Below are 16,183 nucleotides of genomic sequence, written 5' to 3' on the forward strand. Positions count from 1 at the left end.
GCACTCCCGGTGGAGCCGTGCGCCGCGGCGGTCCGGCCGCGGCCCGTACTCACCTTCGGAGCCGAATGATGAAAACCACCACGGGCCGCAGACCCGTACGCCGCGGCCGGGTACGTGCCGCCGCCGCCGCGCTCTGTCTGCTGGCCGGAGCACTGTCCGCCGCCGCGTCCGGGGGCTCCCCGGCCGCGGCCCTCACCCCGCCGGTCTCGCTGACCGCTGACGACCTCACCACCTGGCAGACCAACGGCATCGTCTGGTCGATGGCCGCCTCGGACGCCGGTGTCGTCTACGCCGGCGGCACCTTCTCCACCGTACGGCCGCCGGGCGCGGCAGCCGGCACCTCGGAGCAGCCCGCGGTGAACTTCGCCGCCTTCGACGCCGCGACCGGTGCGCCGACCGGCTGCAGCCTGTCGTTCACCCTCTCGTCCGGCACGGCGACCGTACGGGCGCTTGCCCTCTCGCCGGACCAGAAGACCCTGTACGTCGGAGGGCAGTTCGGGTCGGTGAGCGGTGTCGCGGTGAGCAACATCGCCGCGATCGACACCGCGAGCTGCACCCCGCGCCAGGACTTCAAGGTCTCCGTCTCCGCGACGGTGCGGGCCCTCGCCGTCACCGCCGACACCGTGTACCTGGGCGGTGACTTCAACACGGTGGCCGGACAGACCAGGAACAAGTTCGCCGCGGTCACCACGGGCGCCGCGCTGAAGCCGTGGAAGGCCGACGCGGACGAGATCGGCCGGGCCGTCGAGCTGACGCCCGACCGCAAGCACGTGCTGCTCGGCGGCAACTTCTTCAAGGTCAACGGCGCCACGTCGCACGCGCTGGCGGTCGTGGACGCCACCACCGGGGCCGTGACCAAGAGCTATCCGGCCGGGTTCATTCCCAACACCTCCACGGTGCAGGACCTCACCACGGACGCCACCGGCTTCTACACCGCCAACGAGGGCACCGGGGGCGGTGTCTTCGACGGCCGGATCGCACTGGACCTGAGCAGCTTCGAGCAGCGCTGGCGGGACACCTGCCTCGGTGCCACCCAGGCCGTCCTGGTGCACGACGGCGTGCTGTACAGCGGAAGTCACGCCCATGACTGCGCCACCATGGGCGAGTTCCCCAACCAGCCGCGCAAGCATCTGCTGGCCCAGTCCGTCGACGACCCGAAGCTGTTGCCCTGGTTCCCGGACACCAATGACGGCATCGGGGAGCCGGTCGGGCCCCGGGTGATGGCCCAGACCGACAAGGGCGGGCATCACTACCTGTGGGTCGGCGGCGAGTTCACCACCGTCAACGGCGTCGCGCAGCAGGGCCTGACCCGGTTCGCCGACGGTCCCGACACCGGTGCCCCGTGGGTGCCCAACGTGACCCTGTCCACCATCGCCCCGGGGAAGGTGGTGGTCGACTGGCAGACCAGTTTCGACACCGACGACGGGGAGCTGACCTACCGGATCTACAAGGACGGCGCGAGCACCCCGGTGCACACCACGACCGGCTACTCGCTGTTCTGGGACCGGCCGCAACTGAGCTGGACCGACACGGACGTGGCGGCGGGCGAGACCCACTCGTACCGGATCAGCGCGAGCGACGGCACCAACACCAGCGCCAAGTCGGCCGCGGTGTCCGCCACCGTGACCTCCACGGCCGAGAAGTATCCCGCCAAGGTGCTCGCGGACGGCGCTTCGCTCTACTGGCGGTACGACGAGACCGCCTCGACCCTCGCGGGCGACAGCAGCGGAGCGCGGAACAACGGGTTCGTCCGCAACTCCCCCACCCGGCGGGTGACCCCGGCCGCCGTCCCGGGCCCCTCGACCGCGATCGGCCTCAACGGCTCGACGCAGTACGTCTACAGCAACAGGCGCCATCCGCAGCCGACCAGGTTCTCGGTGGAGACGTGGATCAGGACGACGACCACCAAGGGCGGGAGGATCATCGGCTTCTCCAACCTGACCATGCAGAACAGCACCCAGTACGACAAGCACGTGTACATGCGTGACGACGGCCGGCTGGTCTTCGGGGTGCACAGCGGCAGCGTCCGGACGGTCACCACGCCCGCCGCCTACAACAACGGCGCCTGGCACCATGTCGTCGCCACCCAGGGCCCCGGCGGCATGGCGTTGTACGTCGACGGGCAGCTCCGCGCCTCCAGCGTCCTGTACACCGGCAACGAGAAGTACGACGGCTACTGGCGGGTGGGCGGGGACAACCTCAACGGCTGGCCGTCCAAGCCGACGAGCAACTTCTTCGCCGGGCAGATCGACGAGACCGCCGTCTACCCGACCGCGCTGAGCAGCGCGCAGGTAAGTGCCCACTACGCGCTGAGGACAACCGGATGAGGCATCCGTTCCGGGCCGGTGCCGCCGCCGTCGTACTGACGGCGGCGCTGGCCGCCTGCGGCTCGTCGTCCGAGAGGCGGGCCGGTGCGAGCGGAGCCGGACCGGCGGTCACGCGGACCCCGCTCGCCGCCGCGTCGGTGGGGCCCGGCGCCACCGCCGGCGGTGCTCCACCGGCCCCGCGCACGAGTGAGCCGCCCAAGCTGCCCAGCGATCAACTCACCCCGGCCACCGGTTCGTTCACCCGGAAGCAGAAGGAATACCTGGTCGACCGGGTGCCCCGGGGAATGGACCCCGCGGCGGTGCTCCAGACCGGCCAGGAAACCTGCGACCGGCTGCGGTTCCTGGTGAAGGCCGACCGGGACGTGGCGGTCGGTGCGATCGTGACGGGCGAGATCGCCGACGCGCGACCCGCCGTCGAGCACCTCTGCACCCAGCACCGGGATCTGCTGCGGGAGGCCGACCGGGGGTACGCGGACGGCACGTACCGCGACGAGCGGATCCGGCCGGGCCGCTACCGCGACGTCTCCCCCACCGGAGACTGCACCTGGCGGATCACCGGAACGGACGGCAGGACCCTGGCCTCCGGCTCCGGCTCCGCCGGGAAGCGGACCACGATCACCGTGCCCCGGCAGGCCCGTGTCTTCACCTCCACAGGCTGCTACGCCTGGCTGCCCGAAGGAGACCTCGGATGAGCAAGCTGCCGATAGCCGTGGCGATCCCCACGAAGAACGAGGGGCTCAACATCGCCGAGGCGGTGACGTCGGTACTCGGCCATTTCGAGGCGGTCGTCGTCGTCGACTCGCACAGCACGGACGAGACGGTGAAGATCGCCGAGGAGTGCGGCGCCGAGGTGGTCACGTACACCTGGGACGGCGGTCATCCACGCAAGAAGCAGTGGTGTCTGGACCATGTCCGCACGGACCTGGACTGGATCCTGCTGCTCGACGGCGACGAGCGGATCGGTCCCGGTCTGCTGGCCGAACTGCGGCAGGTCTTCGCCGACCCGGCCGCGCCGAAGCCCGCGGCGTACGACATTCCGCTCGGCTACTGGTTCTCCGGGAAGCGGCTGCGGCACGGCTACACCATCCGGAAGCGGTCACTGACCGACCGCACCCGCTGCCGGTATCCGGAGGTGGGTGATCTGGACGCGCCGGGCATCGGTGAGGTCGAGGGCCACTACCAGCCAGTCGCCGATTCGGTCGGCTCGCTCCGTAATCCGATCGAGCACCAGGATCTCGACCCGGTCACCGCCTGGTTCGAGCGGCACAACCGCTACTCGGACTGGGAGGCGTGGCTGGAGCACCACCCCGAGGTCAAGGAGCAGGTGCGCAGGGTGAAATCGCGCCAGGGGCAGCTGTTCCACAAGGCACCGTTCAAGCCCCTGGTGTCGTTCGCCTACATGTATCTGTACCGGCGGGGGTTCCTCGACGGGCGGGCGGGGTTCGACTTCGCGCTGGCGATGAGCTTCTACCGCTGGCAGATCGCTCTCAAGTCCCGTGAGGGGAAGACCGTTTGACCCTGCCGCTCCTCCGGCGGACCACGTCCTCGTAGGTCCGCCGGAGGGTGGCGGTCACGGCCTCGATGGTGAAGTCCTCGTTCACCAGGTCCCAGGCGGCCCTGCCCGTACGGGTGTTGGTCTCCGGTTCGAGGAGTTCCAGGACGGCGGCGGCGACCTTCAGGGCGTTCTTCCCGTCCTCGCCGACCCGGCTGTCGATCACCCGGCCCGCGCCGGCGCGCGCCACATCGGGGCCGAGTCCGCAGGTGCGGGTGATGACGACGGGGGTACCGACCGACATCGCTTCGAGGACGGACACGCCCAGGGGCTCCTCGATCGACGGCAGTACGTAGACATCGGCCCGCCGTCCCGCCGCCAGGACCTCCTCGTGACCGAGCGGCCCCACATGGTCGAGCGATCCCGTCACCCCCAGCCTGCGGGCGAGTTCAAGGGTCGCGGGCAGCGCGCCGGTGTCGGGACCGGCGAGCACGAAGCGGGCGTCCGGATGCCGGGCCAGGACCGCCGGCATCGCGGCGACGAAGTCCTCCGGGCGCTTGCGCTCCTGGATCCGGGCGAGGAAGAGGACCGTCGGCGGCCGCCCCGGTTCCCGGGCGGGCTTGATCTCCTGCGGGCGCACTCCGTTGACCAGCCGTACGGTCCGGGTCAGCGGGACCGGTGCGGCGACGGCGTTCACGTCGAGGCGTTCCGTCTCGGTGAGGTGGAGTACGGCGTCGGCCCCGCGCAGCACCCTGCGCACCGCGAGGAGGTCGGTGAGCCGGGCGAACCGGTTCTCGGTGGGATCGACCATGCCGTGCGTCTGGACGACCAGGGGGGTGCGGGCCGCCAGGGCGAGCAGCGCGGCGGGCAGTGTCACCAGGTCGCGCATCAGGTGGACATGGACGAGGTCGGCGCCGCGCATCATGCGGTACGCGGCGTGCAGGAGCGCACCGGAGGTGATGCCGCTGACCTCGAACGCGGGGAGCAGGTGGCGGGCCGGGAAGAGATGCGCCGGCACCGACTCGATCTCACGCGGCAGGGGGCCGTCGAAGCCGTCGCCCAGGGCCATGATCCTGGCGTCGTCGCCGGCGGCCCGCTGGACCTTCGACAGGTTCAGCGCCACCCTGGTCGGGCCGCCGAACGCGTGGTCCGGGGTGTGCAGTGTGACGACGTGCAGGATCTTCACCAGGGTTCCCCTCAACCGCGGCCGACGTTTCACAGACTAGTCATCCAAACCCCCCAAGTGGGTTGATTCGTTAGAGTGTTCACAGGTCCACGGAAACGGGGAGCACATGACGTCCGTGCACGAGGCGGCGCCGTCCGCACCCGTACCGGAGCACGGCCCGCGGGAGCCGGGCCACGCGCAGGCCGGGCCCGGGTCGTGGGCGATGCTCTCGCGCGCCCTGGCGGTGCCGCTCATCCTCGCCCTGGTCTGTTTCCTGCCCGCGGTGATCGCCGCGCAGCCCGGCACCGGGGTCCGCGACACCGCGTACTGGCTGCAGCTGGTGCTGACCTGCTATGCGGGGATCCGGCTCGCGACCATGGTCCTCTCCACCCGGCGGCGCCTGTTGCAGGGTGTCTTCTGGATGTTCGTGTACATCGCGATGGGCGTGGCACCGTTCGCCCAGGCCGTCATCGGGCAGACACCTACGCCGATGGTCGGGCCGCGGTCGGACCTGGTGACGGCCGTCGCGCTGGTCCTGGTGGGCTGCGCCGCCTTCGACCTGGGGGCCCTGCTGGCGTCGCGTCGGCCGCTGCGGCGGCGGGTCGCCGCACGTTCCGGGGGGCGTCCGGCGGTCGCGCACCCGGGGCGGCTCGGGCTGCTGGTGCTGCTGGCCTTCGCGGCGAGCGGCTACTACATCCTGAAGGTCGGCGGTCCGGCGGTCTTCTTCACCAGCCGTCAGGAGATCAGTGCCTCGGTCGCGGGGAGCGGGGTGGGATCGGACGGGTCCCAGGTGGGGGCGGCCTTCCTCAAGGGCTTCGGCACGGTGCCCGCGCTGCTGGCGCTGCTCTTCCTCACCCGCCGTCTGGTGACCTCGCGCGCGGCCCGGCGCTCCCCGTCGGCGGTGCTGGTCTGGGCCGGTCTCCTCGTCCTCAACGTGATCGTCAACAACCCGTTGTCCAACGCCCGTTACTGGTTCCTGACGGTGCTGGTCTCGCTGCTGTTCACCGCGTTCCCCACCAGTGCGGCGATGTACCGTTCGGTGCTGGCCCTGGGGGTGGTCGGGGCGCTGGTGCTGTTCCCCTACGCGGACCGGTTCCGGTACGACAGCGCCGGGTACCGGCCGGTGGACTCGTCGTCGGTGTTCGAGCCGCTGGCCACCAAGGACTACGACCAGACGGTGATGTTCGCCAACACGATCACCTGGGTCGACACCCGCGGCCACACCTACGGCCGTCAACTGGCGGGTTCCGCCCTCTTCTTCGTGCCCCGGTCGGTGTGGAGCGGCAAGCCGGAGGACACGGGGGTGCGCGTCGGTCAGTGGATGGGGATGAGCATGACCAATCTGTCGGCGCCGCTGTGGACCGAGCTGTGGGTCGACTTCGGTGCGCCGGGCATGGTCGGCGGCCTCGCGCTGATCGGGTACGCCGCCGCCCGTACCGACCGGCGGTACGCGCGGGCCGTCTCCCGGGACGGTCCGGGGCCCGGCAGCGTCCTGGCGGTCACCGCGCCGCTGGTCGCCGGGTACGCCTTCATCCTGTTGCGCGGTCCGCTGTTGCAGTCCGTCGGCAAGCTGGCCGTCGCGGCGCTCTGTCTGCTGCTGGTCACGAGCTTTCGCCGGGCCGGGCGGCGCCCGCGCTGAGGGGTGCCCGCGCCTCGGCGGTACGGTTCCTCCCGAGCCGGACCACCCTGGTCCAGGTGGCCACCGCCTTGCACCCGGAGCCCAGGCACAGGCCCCAGGCCGCGCCCGGGACCCCGCCCAGCGCATAGCCGCCGGTGAGGAAGGCGACGGAGGCGAGGGAGAAGACCACCTGGATGGCGAGCGTGGTCCGCGGGTCGAGCATCCGCAGCGCCAGCAGCCCGCAGGTGCCGACGGCCATCGCCGCGTACTGACTGGCGGTCGCCGGGAGCAGGGCGGCCGCCGTGGGCCAGGTGTCCCCCAGCAGCCGGCGTCCGGCCGGGTCGGGCAGCAGGGCCAGTACGGTGCCCCAGGCGGCCGCGACCGCCGCGAGGACGGCCGCGAGCACGGCGGCGGCCCGTACCCTGCGCCGTTCGCCGTCGAGCCTGCCCAACAGGGGCGGGCCGAAGCCGGTGGCCGAGCCGAACAGCACGTTCAACGGCCCGAACAGGGTGGTCGCACCCCGCAGCGCGCCGACCACCAGCGGGCTGCCGACCGCGCCGATTCCGAGCACGGAGAGCTGGCCGGTGGCGTTGCCCACCGCGAACTCCACCACGAAGCGCCGCCCGAGATGGCCGCGCCGCAGCAGAACCCTCGGCCGTACCGGTGCCCCGGCCACCCTCCGGTGCAGCAGGGCGGCCGACAGGAGCAGGGCCGGCAGCGCGGCGAGCCCCCACACCACGACGAGCCGGGCGGCCGGGGCGCCGTGCGGTTGCAGGCCCAACGCGCCCAGCACACAGCCCAGTCGCAGGACGTCGCCCGTCAGCGCCAGATGCGGCAGGTGCAGGGTGGAGAAGGCATAGCGCATGGTGTCCTGGCCCAGCACCACCGGCAGGACGAACCCCAGCGCCACCAGGGCCTTGGCGGTGGCGCCCGGCACCAGCAGGCAGACTCCGGCCAGGGCGGCGCCGAGCAGTGCCGCGGCGAGCAGGGTGAACGCCACCGCGGACCGGCAGGCGCCGCGCACCTCCTCGATGCCGCCGCGCCGCAGCACGAGCGGCTGCCCGGTGTAGGCGCCGGACACGCCCAGCAGCACCGTGAAGACGAGGTAGACCGCCGAGAAGCGGGCGAACTCCGTCACGGTGGAGAGCCGGGCGGCCGTCACCAGCACCAGGATGTTGGTGAGCGCGGCCACGCCCTGGTCCGCGACCGAGCAGACGATCGCGGTACGTGCCCTCATCTGTGTCCGGCGGTGGAGTCGAAGGGGCGCAGCCCCAGCGTCTCGGCGGGGTCACCTGTGTGTTCCGGCCCGTGGCCCGCTTCGTCCCGGGCCGGCCGGCCGCCGCCCGGCCGGCGCTTGGCGGCCTTCCTGCGGGCCCGGCGCTCGGGGCGGCTCAGGCCGGGGTGCAGCAGGGCGCCGAGCACACAGCCGCCCGCCGCCCCGATGATCTCCCGGATCCGCTCCAGGTCGCTGCGGTGCACCTCGCGCGGGTCACAGACCACCACGACGCCCTCGACCCGGTCGATCAGTGCGACGGCGTCGGCGTACGACAGCACGGGCGGGGCCAGCACGATGACGACGGCGCCGGGCCGGTCGCCCTCGGCGACGATCCGGCCGACGGGTGCCGATGTCAAAGCACGCGGCACGTTGTCCGTACGTCGGCCCGCTATCAGGGTGAAGGCGCCCGACCCGGGTACGTCCACGTTCATCTGGCTGTCCGACGGCCAGGCGCGGCGGCCCCGGGTCGCCCAGCGCGGCCGGGAGCCCTGCGCCGCCGGGCCCAGGTCCCTGGCCAGTGCGGGGGTGCGCAGATCGGCCTCGACCAGGATCACGTCGCGTCCCATCTCGGCGAAGGCCGCGGCCAGGTTGGCCGCGGCGGCGGCCGCGGCCGCGCCGTCCCCGCGCGGGGCGGTGACCAGGAGCCGGCGGCGCTCGGCGAACGACGGGTCGTAGGCGAGCCGGAAGGCGACCGCGCGGTACTCCTCCGCGAGCCTGCTGCCGCTGCGCCCGATGGCCAGCGGCGAGCCGCCGTACGCACGCTCCCTGGGCAGGGTGCCGAGCAGGGGCGCGCCGAGCGAACGGACCAGCTCCCGGGTCGAGCGCACGGCCGGGTCGAAGACCAGGCGGACCCAGGACAGCAGCAGCCCCAGGGCGAGACCGACGGCACCGCCGAGCCCCAGCAGCAGTGGCAGTCCCGCCCCGGTGGGCTCGGTCGGGGCGGCGGGCTTCTTCGTCAGGTATCCGGGGGTGGTGTCCAGTGCGCGCAACTCGGAGATCTTCCGGCTGAGTTCGGAGATCGCGACCACCAGGTTGGCCCGTGCGCTGGTCACGTCGTTGCTGTTGCCGGTCTGCGCCGCCAGCTGGTCGCGCTGTTCGGTGAGCGGGGTGAGCTGGGCGCGGTAGCCGTCGACCATGTGGGCGATGCTGTTCTCGGTGCGCTGGCGGCGGATCTCCAGGTAGGCGTCGGCGAGCGCCTGGGCCCGCGCCCTGGCCAGTGCGGGGGTGCGGCCGGTGTAGGCGAAGCGGAGCACAAGGGTGTTGGGCGGGTTGGTGACCTGGAGGCCGGAGAGCAGCCGCCCGACCGCCACCCGGTCGCCCTGTCCGGCGAGGGTCGTGACGGCCAGGGTGCCCACGGTGTCGCTGACGGCGGTCTGCCGCTCGGAGCCGATGTTGATGCCCTTGTCGGCGGAGGCACCGGCGGCGAACGGGTCCGAGGCGGCGGAACGTACGACGACCTCGCCCGTCGATGTGTAGCTCTCCTCGCCGCTCAGCGCGAGCCAGCCGCCGCCGACGAGCCCCACGAGCACGCCGGCGGCGAGCAGGGACCGGTAGCGCAGGAGCTGACGGAACTGGTCCCTCAGCAGCGCGGGTTCGTCCTGGTCCTCCAGGGCGCGGATCGGCTGGTTCATCGGCGTGGTCTCCCTTCGGTGTCCGCGAGGACCTCGGTGAGCAGGGCGTCGAAACGGGCCAGGCCCGCCTCGCGGCCCAGGTGGCGTGCGACGTACTGGGGTCCGTTGGCCCCGAGCGCGTCCGCCCCGGCCGGTGCCTCGACCAGCTTGCGGACGGCTGACAGCAGTGCCGCGGGGTCCTCCGGGGCGACGAGGAGCCCGGCGCCGGAGCGCTGGACCTCCTGTGCGGTGCCTCCGCCCTCGGCGACCGAGGCCACCACGGGCCGGCCCGAGACGAAGTAGGAGGTGAGCTTGGAGGGGACGCTCATGTCGAGCACGGAGGCCCGCTGGGTCACCGCGAGCACGTCGGCGGCGGCGAGGACGTCCGGGAACTCGCCCGCGTCGGCCGGGGGCAGGATGTCGAGGTTGCGCAGACCCGCCGCGCGCGCCAGCAGCGCCTCGCGCTGATTCCCGTCGCCCATGAGCACCACGCGGATCTCCGGCGCGAGCCGGGCCGCGTCGACGAGGACCTCCAGACCCTGCTTGAGCCCCATGTTCCCGGAATGCAGGACCACCGGGGTGCCCTCGCTCCAGCCGAGGCGCGCCCTGGTCCCGGCCCGGTCGGCGGAAGGGGCCCGCACATGCGACCAGTTGGGCACGGTACGGATGCGACCCGGGTCCACCCCGTACGCGGTGACGCGGGGGACGAAGCTCTCGTGGATGACGCCGACGAGGGCCGCGGAGCGCAGCGCGTACCGCTCGGCGGCCGAGGCGACGGCTGCCGCACGGCCCCCGCCCCGGATGCCGCTCTGCGCGGCGGCGGCGCCCATCAGATCCTGCACGACGGGTATGTACGGGACCCGGTGGCGGCCGGCCAGCCGGGCACCGATGACGCCCCCGGCGAGGCTGGGCATCTGGGAGAACACCGCGTCGGGCGGCCGGGAGGCGGGCGGCGAAAGCAGCCCGTGCCCCAGCACCGTCGCCTCGAACGTCGCTCTGCGCAGGGCGGTCTGACGGGACGGCACATAATGTCTTCGCCGGTGCACGGTGACCCCGGCCCGCTTCTCGGCGACCCGCCACACCCCCCGGTACTCCGCCTCGGTCCGCCAGGACGGGTAGTGCGGCATCCCGGTCAGTACGTGGGTGTCCGCCCCGTACGCCGCCCAGTGCTCGGCGAGCTGCGCGGCGTACGGGCCGATGCCCGTCAGCTCCGGCGCGTAGTTCGTCGAGACCACCAGCAGGGTACGGCCCTCGAACGGCTTGTGACGATCGGCATCGGACATGGGCGCTCGCCTTCCCCCCGGAACATTCGGTGTTCCCCCAAGAAACAGCCCCCGGACTCCCCCCGGGGAACAGCCCCAAAAGCGAGCTTATCCGTTCACGAGATGCGCAAGTGGTCTTCACAGTAAGGTCGTTGCTCCATCAACACCGATACCGATATCCCACCGCACCGGATGGCATGTCCGGACAACTGCTGCGGGACACGGACATCACGCTCACCGTGGGGGGAGAGAACGGATGGTGCACAGGGTCGGCTACGCGCCGGGGGTCTACGACCTCTTCCATGTGGGGCACCTCAATATCCTGCGGCACGCCCGCAGTCAGTGCGACTACCTCGTCGCCGGGGTCGTCTCGGACGAGATGGCCGAGCTCGCCAAGGGCCATCGGCCGGTGATTCCGCTGCCGGAGCGCCTGGAGATCGTGCGCAGCGTGCGCCACGTGGACGCGGCGTTCGTCGAGACGGTGCCCGACAAGGTCGAGACCTGGCAGCAGGTGAGGTTCGACGTGATCTTCAAGGGGGACGACTGGCGGGACACGGAGAAGGGCAGGCGGCTCGAACGCGACTTCGCCGAGGTCGGCGTGGAGGTCGTCTACTTCCCGTACACCGTGCACACGTCCAGCACCCAGCTGCGCCGGGCGCTGGACACCCTCGTCAGTCCGCAGTCCGGAGCGCTCTGAGCTCCGTGAACCACTTGGCGAGGAACACCACCAGGAACAGAGCGTGCACGGCGGCGAGCACCGCATAGCCGGTGCGGAACGCGGTGCGGTCGCCGAGGAGCAGGAACACCAGGCAGAACACCCCGTAGTCGGCGGGCAGCAGCGCCACGGCCCGCAGCCGCGAGACCGGGACGGCGCCCCCGGCGCCCGCCGCGGGCCGGGCGGCCGCCTTTCCCAGCTGCTCACGCAGCAGACCCGCGCAGAACGTCAGCACCGCCGTGAACAGGAAACCCAATGGCAGGAGCAGCCAGCCCTCGCCAGGCAGTCCGGCGAAACGCTGGAACGAGATCAGCACGGCGGTGTGCACGAGGATCATCTTGGCGCAGTCCACGACATGGTCCAGCCACTCGCCGTCCGGACCTCCCCCGCCGGTGAGCCTGGCCAGCTGCCCGTCGGCCGAATCGAGGGCGAAGCCGATGGCGAGCCCCGCGTACACCGCGACCGCGAGCCCCGGGGAGGGGCGGACTAGCGCCACCGCGGCGATCGCGGCGAACGTGAACGCCGCACTGATCAACGTGACTTGATTGGGCGTCAACCCCATCCGGTACGCACCTGCCGCGAGGACCCGGCCGGCCGGCCGGTTCACGTACCGCGAGTAGAGCGACACCCCCTTGGCCGTCTTCTGCGCACCGCGCAGCTCACGCAGGACCGTACCCTTGCTCCCCATCCGCCCCCCAGCGTCCCACGGTCGTGGTAAGCGTCGGCATCGGCCCAGGCATGCGCGGACACCGCCACCGGATCCGCATCATGGCACGCGGACCCGGTCGCGCGGGGGCACCGGGCGCGTATCGGGTCGTGATCGTGTGGTTCACAGGGGGACCTCGGTCCGGATCACGAAGGCTCGGAGACTCGGAGACTGGGCGAGGAGTCCGGCTCGGCAGCCCTCGGCCGTAGCGACGCCATCGGTCCACAACGCAAAGAAAGCCCCCGCGAATGCGCGATGGGGGCGTGATCTACTGACTTCTCAGGGTCTCCCCTCCGTGCAGGATCACTGACGCGGAGGGCAGTTCAGGTACGTTGGCTTTCCCAGTCAGGTACTGGGCATCTCAGAAAACGACTTCATCAGAGATTTTACTGGCCGAGTGCGGCAGCTCTGATCTGCGTATTCATAGACATAGCAATGGTCGCAAGCAAAATCGCACTTGCTGCATACTCATCGGACTCTCGGGGCTGAAGGCAGAGGCTCATTCAGTCCTGAGTGGATCCCAGAGGGAGGATCTGAAGTTCTAGCCGGCGGATTTCCGGTCGCCACCTGGGGCTACATCCGGAAGTTCCTTTGTGTGGTCCGGAGTTGGCTCCAACTGATCTCCTTGAGTGGACTTGGGCCGATGAGACCGCTTCGCGCGGTCCAGTTCATCCCGAACCTCCACGAAGGACCGGATCATCTTGATGATCCCTTCCTTCAATGACTCGACTCCGTCGAGTACTCGACCGAAGCCGAGCAAGGCCGCAAGGATCATCGTAACGATTGCGGTCGTGTTCAACTGTTTTCCCGAATGGCGCAGTTCTGACAGGACAACTACACCAGCACCAGCACCGTTGCTGAGTGCTGGATGCTCAACATTACGAACAGGCATGGCCCATGGCAAGAGTTGAACGGTGATCCTTTCGGAAATCACAGCCTGCGGGAATCAATGCGAGCCCACCCCGCCCGCGTCGGGCCGGACACCTTTCCACTTGAACCGAATATGGCATGAGCATGGAAACATTGATTCCCTCGCTCCCATCCGGTTCCGCTGCCGGCCCGGCCATCTCCCGGCCCCGACCTGCGTTGGGGGGGGGCGAAATCCCTCACACCCTTGCGGGTGCCTGTCCTGTCCTGTCCGGCCCGGCCCGAACCGCCGGACGGGCGCTGCCCCTCCCCGGCAGTGCCCGTCCGGGCCGCGATGCTCCTCAGGCGGAGGTGGTTCGGCACTCCGGGTGGCCCCAGCCGTTGGGGTTCTTGGCGATCATGTCCTGTGCCGCGTAGGGCTTTCCGCAGTGGCAGCGACCCGCGAACCTGGCCTTGATGGTGCCGCCGGAACGGGCGGGACGCGCCGTCCCCGCCGCCTTCTTCGTCGCCGCGCCGCCGCGCCGGCCCTCGGTCGCCCGGGCGGGGGCCGGGGTCGGCAGCTGTGTGGAGCCGTGCGCGGTTCCGGCCGGCCGCTGGGCCACCGCGGCCTCGCTGGCCGCCTGGTCGGCGAGTGCGTTGAGCGGGTCGCCGTCCACCTGGTGGGCCGGGACGTAGGTGAAGCGCACGGTCCGGCCGGCCAGCCGGTCGTCGATGGCGACCACCAGGTCACGGTTGGCCACCGGCTTGCCCGCCGAGGTCTTCCAGCCGTTGCGTTTCCACCCCGGCAGCCACTTCGTCACGGCGTTCATCGCGTACTGCGAGTCCATCCGTACCTCGATCGCCACGGCGGGGTCCGTCGACTCCAACAGCTCTCGCAGCGCGGTGAGTTCGGCGACATTGTTGGTCGCGGTGCCCAGCGGTCCCGCCTCCCAGCGCTCGGGCCGGCCCTGTGCGTCCGCCACGACCCATGCCCAGGCCGCAGGACCCGGATTGCCCTTGGACGCCCCGTCACACGCGGCGATGATGCTCTCGTTCATGCCCTTGATCATGCCAGCGTCGCGACACCCCCCGGAGCTCGTCACCCTGAGTGACGATTCGAGGTGCGGTGACCCGGCGGCGCTGGTTCTCTGATGGAGCCCGCTCTTCCCAACCGCACAAGGAGCGATGATGAGCGTTGCACGTGAATCCGGTGACCGTGCGCAGCAGCTGCGTGAAAAGGCCCGGCACATGACCGAGGCCGCCGAGCGCACCACCGACCCTGAGCAGCGCCAGCGGCTCCAGGAGAAGGCCCGGAAGCTGCAGGAGCAGTGCGACCAGCAGACCGGCATGGGCGGCGGAGGCAGCCGTCCGCCCAAGTAGCACCCGCCGCAAGCCGACGGCCGACGTCTTGCCGCTCTTCCATGAGTGTGCGGCAAGCCGTCGGCCGCCGTGCCGGGCCGGCTCCGCAGCCCGCCCGGCATCCCCTGTTCCCCGGTCCTCGGTCCTCGGTCGCTGGTTCTTCAGTAGGGGTGCTTGTTCGCCCTGTCCGCCCAGGCCCGGTAGGACCTGTTCCCCAGTTCGGGATGGATCTGTTCGAGTGTGATGCTGCGCCGGTCCGGGGGCTTGGCGAAGTCCTCGTACTGGAAAGCGTCGTCGAAACCGATCTCCTGGGTCGCCTTCCAGTCACAGCTGTAGTAGACGGCGCCGATGCGGGCCCAGTAGATGGCACTCATGCACATCGGGCACGGGGCACCGCTCGTGTAGATCGTGCACCCCTGCAGCATCCGGGCGCGCTCCGGCACGAGATCGGGCGAACCCTCGGGGCGCGGCACCAGTTTGAGCGTGTACCGGTCCAGGTACGCCTCGGAGATGCTGGGGGCCTCGGGATTGAAGACCTGAATGGCCTTGCGAATGGCCTCCACCTCGCCGTGAGCGGTCGGATCGGCGGTGAGCAGTACCCGGTTCTGCCCACGTGCGATGATCTCGCCGTCCTTGGTGATCACGGCACCGAACGGCCCGCCCCAGCCCTCCTCGACGGACTCGGTGGCCAGCCGCACGGCTTCGGCCATGAATTCCTTGTGCCCCATCACGGCAAACCCCTCTTCATCGGCGCCCGCCCTCCTGGCGCGACCACCTTTCGGGGACTAGAGTGACCCTATTTGTCCGATAACTCCCTTTAGAACTAGACTACTCCGCATGAGTACCCGTGCAAGCCCCGACTCCGGCGGCAGTGCCACGGTCGTCATCTCCCAGAGAGTCCGGGCCGGCCGGAACGACGACTACAGACGCTGGCAGGAGAAGACCAACGAAGTCGTGCGGGGTTTCGACGGGTTTCAGGGGACGGAGATGTACCCACCGACTGCCGGTGACGAGAACGAGTGGGTCGTGGTATTCCGTTTCTCCCGCCTCGACCAGCTCACGCACTGGCTGGAGTCCGCGGCACGTCGGCAACTCCTCGACGAGGGCCTTCCGTTGTTCGACGGGCCCGCCACGCAGGAGGTGCTCTCCGGCGGGACACCGACCGACGATGTCGTCACAGCCGTGGTCTCGCACGATGTGCGGCCGGGCCACGAGCAGGACTTCCTGCACTGGCAGGCCAAGATCCTCAAGGAGCAGGAGAGGCAACCGGGTTTCATGGGGTCCGAGTTGTTCAGACCGGTGAAGGGCATCCAGGACCGCTGGGTGGTGGCCTTCCGGTTCGACACCCGGGAGCACCTGGAGGCATGGCTCGCATCCGATGCCCGCCGACGGCTCGTCGAGGAAGGGCGCGGCCATTTCGACTCCTACGACGTACGCAAGATCGGCTCGGCGTTCGGCGGCTGGTTCCGCTTCGGCCCGGACCCGCAGGAGGGCGTGCCGCCCAACTGGAAGCAGGCCATGTCCGTGGTGCTGGCGCTGTATCCGACGGTGATGGTCCTGGAGTTGACGGCGGGCGACTGGTTCAAGGATCTGGGGGTGCCGGGGTACATCGCACTGTTCCTCAGCAATGTACTGAGCGTAAGCATCCTGACCTGGCTGCTGATGCCGCTGGTCAACCGGGTCCTCGCGTTCTGGCTGCTGCCCGGCCGCGCGCGGTCGGTCCGGGTCCATGTGGCCGGGGCCGCCGTCGTGACGGTGTGCTACCTGGTGATCCTCACCGTCTTCGGCCTGACCACCGGCTGACAGT

Annotated in this window: 15 protein-coding genes; 7 read left to right on the top strand and 8 right to left on the bottom strand. The window is 70.7% G+C overall.

What is annotated here, in order from left to right; all coding sequences use genetic code 11:
• Positions 1-65 precede the first annotated feature (65 nt).
• The 3 genes from ACFYY1_RS23280 to ACFYY1_RS23290 are packed head-to-tail and all read left to right on the top strand — an operon-like array spanning position 66 to position 3,843.
• Positions 66-2,327, top strand: coding sequence for a LamG-like jellyroll fold domain-containing protein (locus tag ACFYY1_RS23280; RefSeq protein WP_388588507.1), 2,262 nt, complete (start codon positions 66-68; stop codon positions 2,325-2,327).
• Positions 2,324-3,019: a hypothetical protein gene (locus tag ACFYY1_RS23285; RefSeq protein ID WP_388588509.1), complete on the top strand. Its 696-nt coding sequence runs from the start codon at positions 2,324-2,326 to the stop codon at positions 3,017-3,019. Before ACFYY1_RS23280 ends, ACFYY1_RS23285 begins: the two co-directional genes overlap by 4 nt.
• Positions 3,016-3,843: a glycosyltransferase family 2 protein gene (locus tag ACFYY1_RS23290; protein ID WP_388588512.1), complete on the top strand. Its 828-nt coding sequence runs from the start codon at positions 3,016-3,018 to the stop codon at positions 3,841-3,843. Before ACFYY1_RS23285 ends, ACFYY1_RS23290 begins: the two co-directional genes overlap by 4 nt.
• Here the strand turns inward: ACFYY1_RS23290 and ACFYY1_RS23295 are convergent.
• On the bottom strand, positions 3,815-5,005 hold the full coding sequence (locus ACFYY1_RS23295) for a glycosyltransferase (RefSeq protein WP_388588515.1): 1,191 nt from the start codon (positions 5,003-5,005) through the stop codon (positions 3,815-3,817). The two genes, ACFYY1_RS23290 and ACFYY1_RS23295, sit on opposite strands and share 29 nt — an antisense overlap.
• Positions 5,006-5,111: 106 nt before the next feature.
• On the opposite strand from ACFYY1_RS23295, the gene ACFYY1_RS23300 reads away from it, so the two are divergent.
• Positions 5,112-6,623 (top strand): hypothetical protein, encoded by a 1,512-nt coding sequence (locus ACFYY1_RS23300; RefSeq protein ID WP_388588518.1) that lies wholly within the window; start codon positions 5,112-5,114, stop codon positions 6,621-6,623.
• Here ACFYY1_RS23300 and ACFYY1_RS23305 read toward each other — a convergent pair.
• From ACFYY1_RS23305 to ACFYY1_RS23315, 3 genes are read right to left on the bottom strand one after another with little or no spacing between them, the layout of a single operon-like run.
• Complete coding sequence (locus ACFYY1_RS23305) at positions 6,586-7,839, bottom strand: hypothetical protein (RefSeq protein WP_388588521.1); 1,254 nt, start codon at positions 7,837-7,839, stop codon at positions 6,586-6,588. The two genes, ACFYY1_RS23300 and ACFYY1_RS23305, sit on opposite strands and share 38 nt — an antisense overlap.
• Positions 7,836-9,509, bottom strand: a complete 1,674-nt coding sequence (locus ACFYY1_RS23310; RefSeq protein WP_388588523.1) for a lipopolysaccharide biosynthesis protein — start codon at positions 9,507-9,509, stop codon at positions 7,836-7,838. The genes ACFYY1_RS23305 and ACFYY1_RS23310 overlap by 4 nt, the downstream gene beginning before the upstream one ends.
• Complete coding sequence (locus tag ACFYY1_RS23315; protein WP_388588526.1) at positions 9,506-10,771, bottom strand: glycosyltransferase; 1,266 nt, start codon at positions 10,769-10,771, stop codon at positions 9,506-9,508. The genes ACFYY1_RS23310 and ACFYY1_RS23315 overlap by 4 nt, the downstream gene beginning before the upstream one ends.
• A 235-nt stretch (positions 10,772-11,006) precedes the next feature.
• On the opposite strand from ACFYY1_RS23315, the gene ACFYY1_RS23320 reads away from it, so the two are divergent.
• Complete coding sequence (locus ACFYY1_RS23320; protein WP_388588529.1) at positions 11,007-11,447, top strand: adenylyltransferase/cytidyltransferase family protein; 441 nt, start codon at positions 11,007-11,009, stop codon at positions 11,445-11,447.
• On the opposite strand, the gene ACFYY1_RS23325 is transcribed toward ACFYY1_RS23320, so the two are convergent.
• The 3 genes from ACFYY1_RS23325 to ACFYY1_RS23335 form a co-directional block, all read right to left on the bottom strand.
• A complete protein-coding gene (locus ACFYY1_RS23325) occupies positions 11,422-12,153 on the bottom strand; it encodes a CDP-alcohol phosphatidyltransferase family protein (RefSeq protein WP_388588532.1) in 732 nt (243 codons plus the stop codon). The genes ACFYY1_RS23320 and ACFYY1_RS23325 overlap by 26 nt on opposite strands.
• 559 nt (positions 12,154-12,712) lie before the next feature.
• Positions 12,713-13,063: a hypothetical protein gene (locus tag ACFYY1_RS23330; protein WP_388588535.1), complete on the bottom strand. Its 351-nt coding sequence runs from the start codon at positions 13,061-13,063 to the stop codon at positions 12,713-12,715.
• Between the two features lie 316 nt (positions 13,064-13,379).
• Positions 13,380-14,075, bottom strand: coding sequence for a ribonuclease H (locus ACFYY1_RS23335; RefSeq protein WP_388588538.1), 696 nt, complete (start codon positions 14,073-14,075; stop codon positions 13,380-13,382).
• 130 nt (positions 14,076-14,205) lie between these two features.
• Here ACFYY1_RS23335 and ACFYY1_RS23340 point away from each other — a divergent pair, with 130 nt between their 5' ends.
• Complete coding sequence (locus tag ACFYY1_RS23340; protein ID WP_388588541.1) at positions 14,206-14,397, top strand: DUF6381 family protein; 192 nt, start codon at positions 14,206-14,208, stop codon at positions 14,395-14,397.
• Positions 14,398-14,537: 140 nt separating this feature from the next.
• Here ACFYY1_RS23340 and ACFYY1_RS23345 read toward each other — a convergent pair whose 3' ends face one another.
• Positions 14,538-15,104: a nucleoside deaminase gene (locus ACFYY1_RS23345; RefSeq protein ID WP_388588544.1), complete on the bottom strand. Its 567-nt coding sequence runs from the start codon at positions 15,102-15,104 to the stop codon at positions 14,538-14,540.
• 109 nt (positions 15,105-15,213) lie between these two features.
• On the opposite strand from ACFYY1_RS23345, the gene ACFYY1_RS23350 reads away from it, so the two are divergent.
• Positions 15,214-16,179 carry an antibiotic biosynthesis monooxygenase gene (locus ACFYY1_RS23350; RefSeq protein WP_388588547.1) on the top strand — a complete coding sequence of 322 codons (966 nt, stop codon included), beginning with the start codon at positions 15,214-15,216 and terminating at the stop codon, positions 16,177-16,179.
• Positions 16,180-16,183 lie beyond the last annotated feature (4 nt).

This window comes from Streptomyces sp. NPDC001890, assembly GCF_042891445.1.
GTDB lineage: Bacteria > Actinomycetota > Actinomycetes > Streptomycetales > Streptomycetaceae > Streptomyces.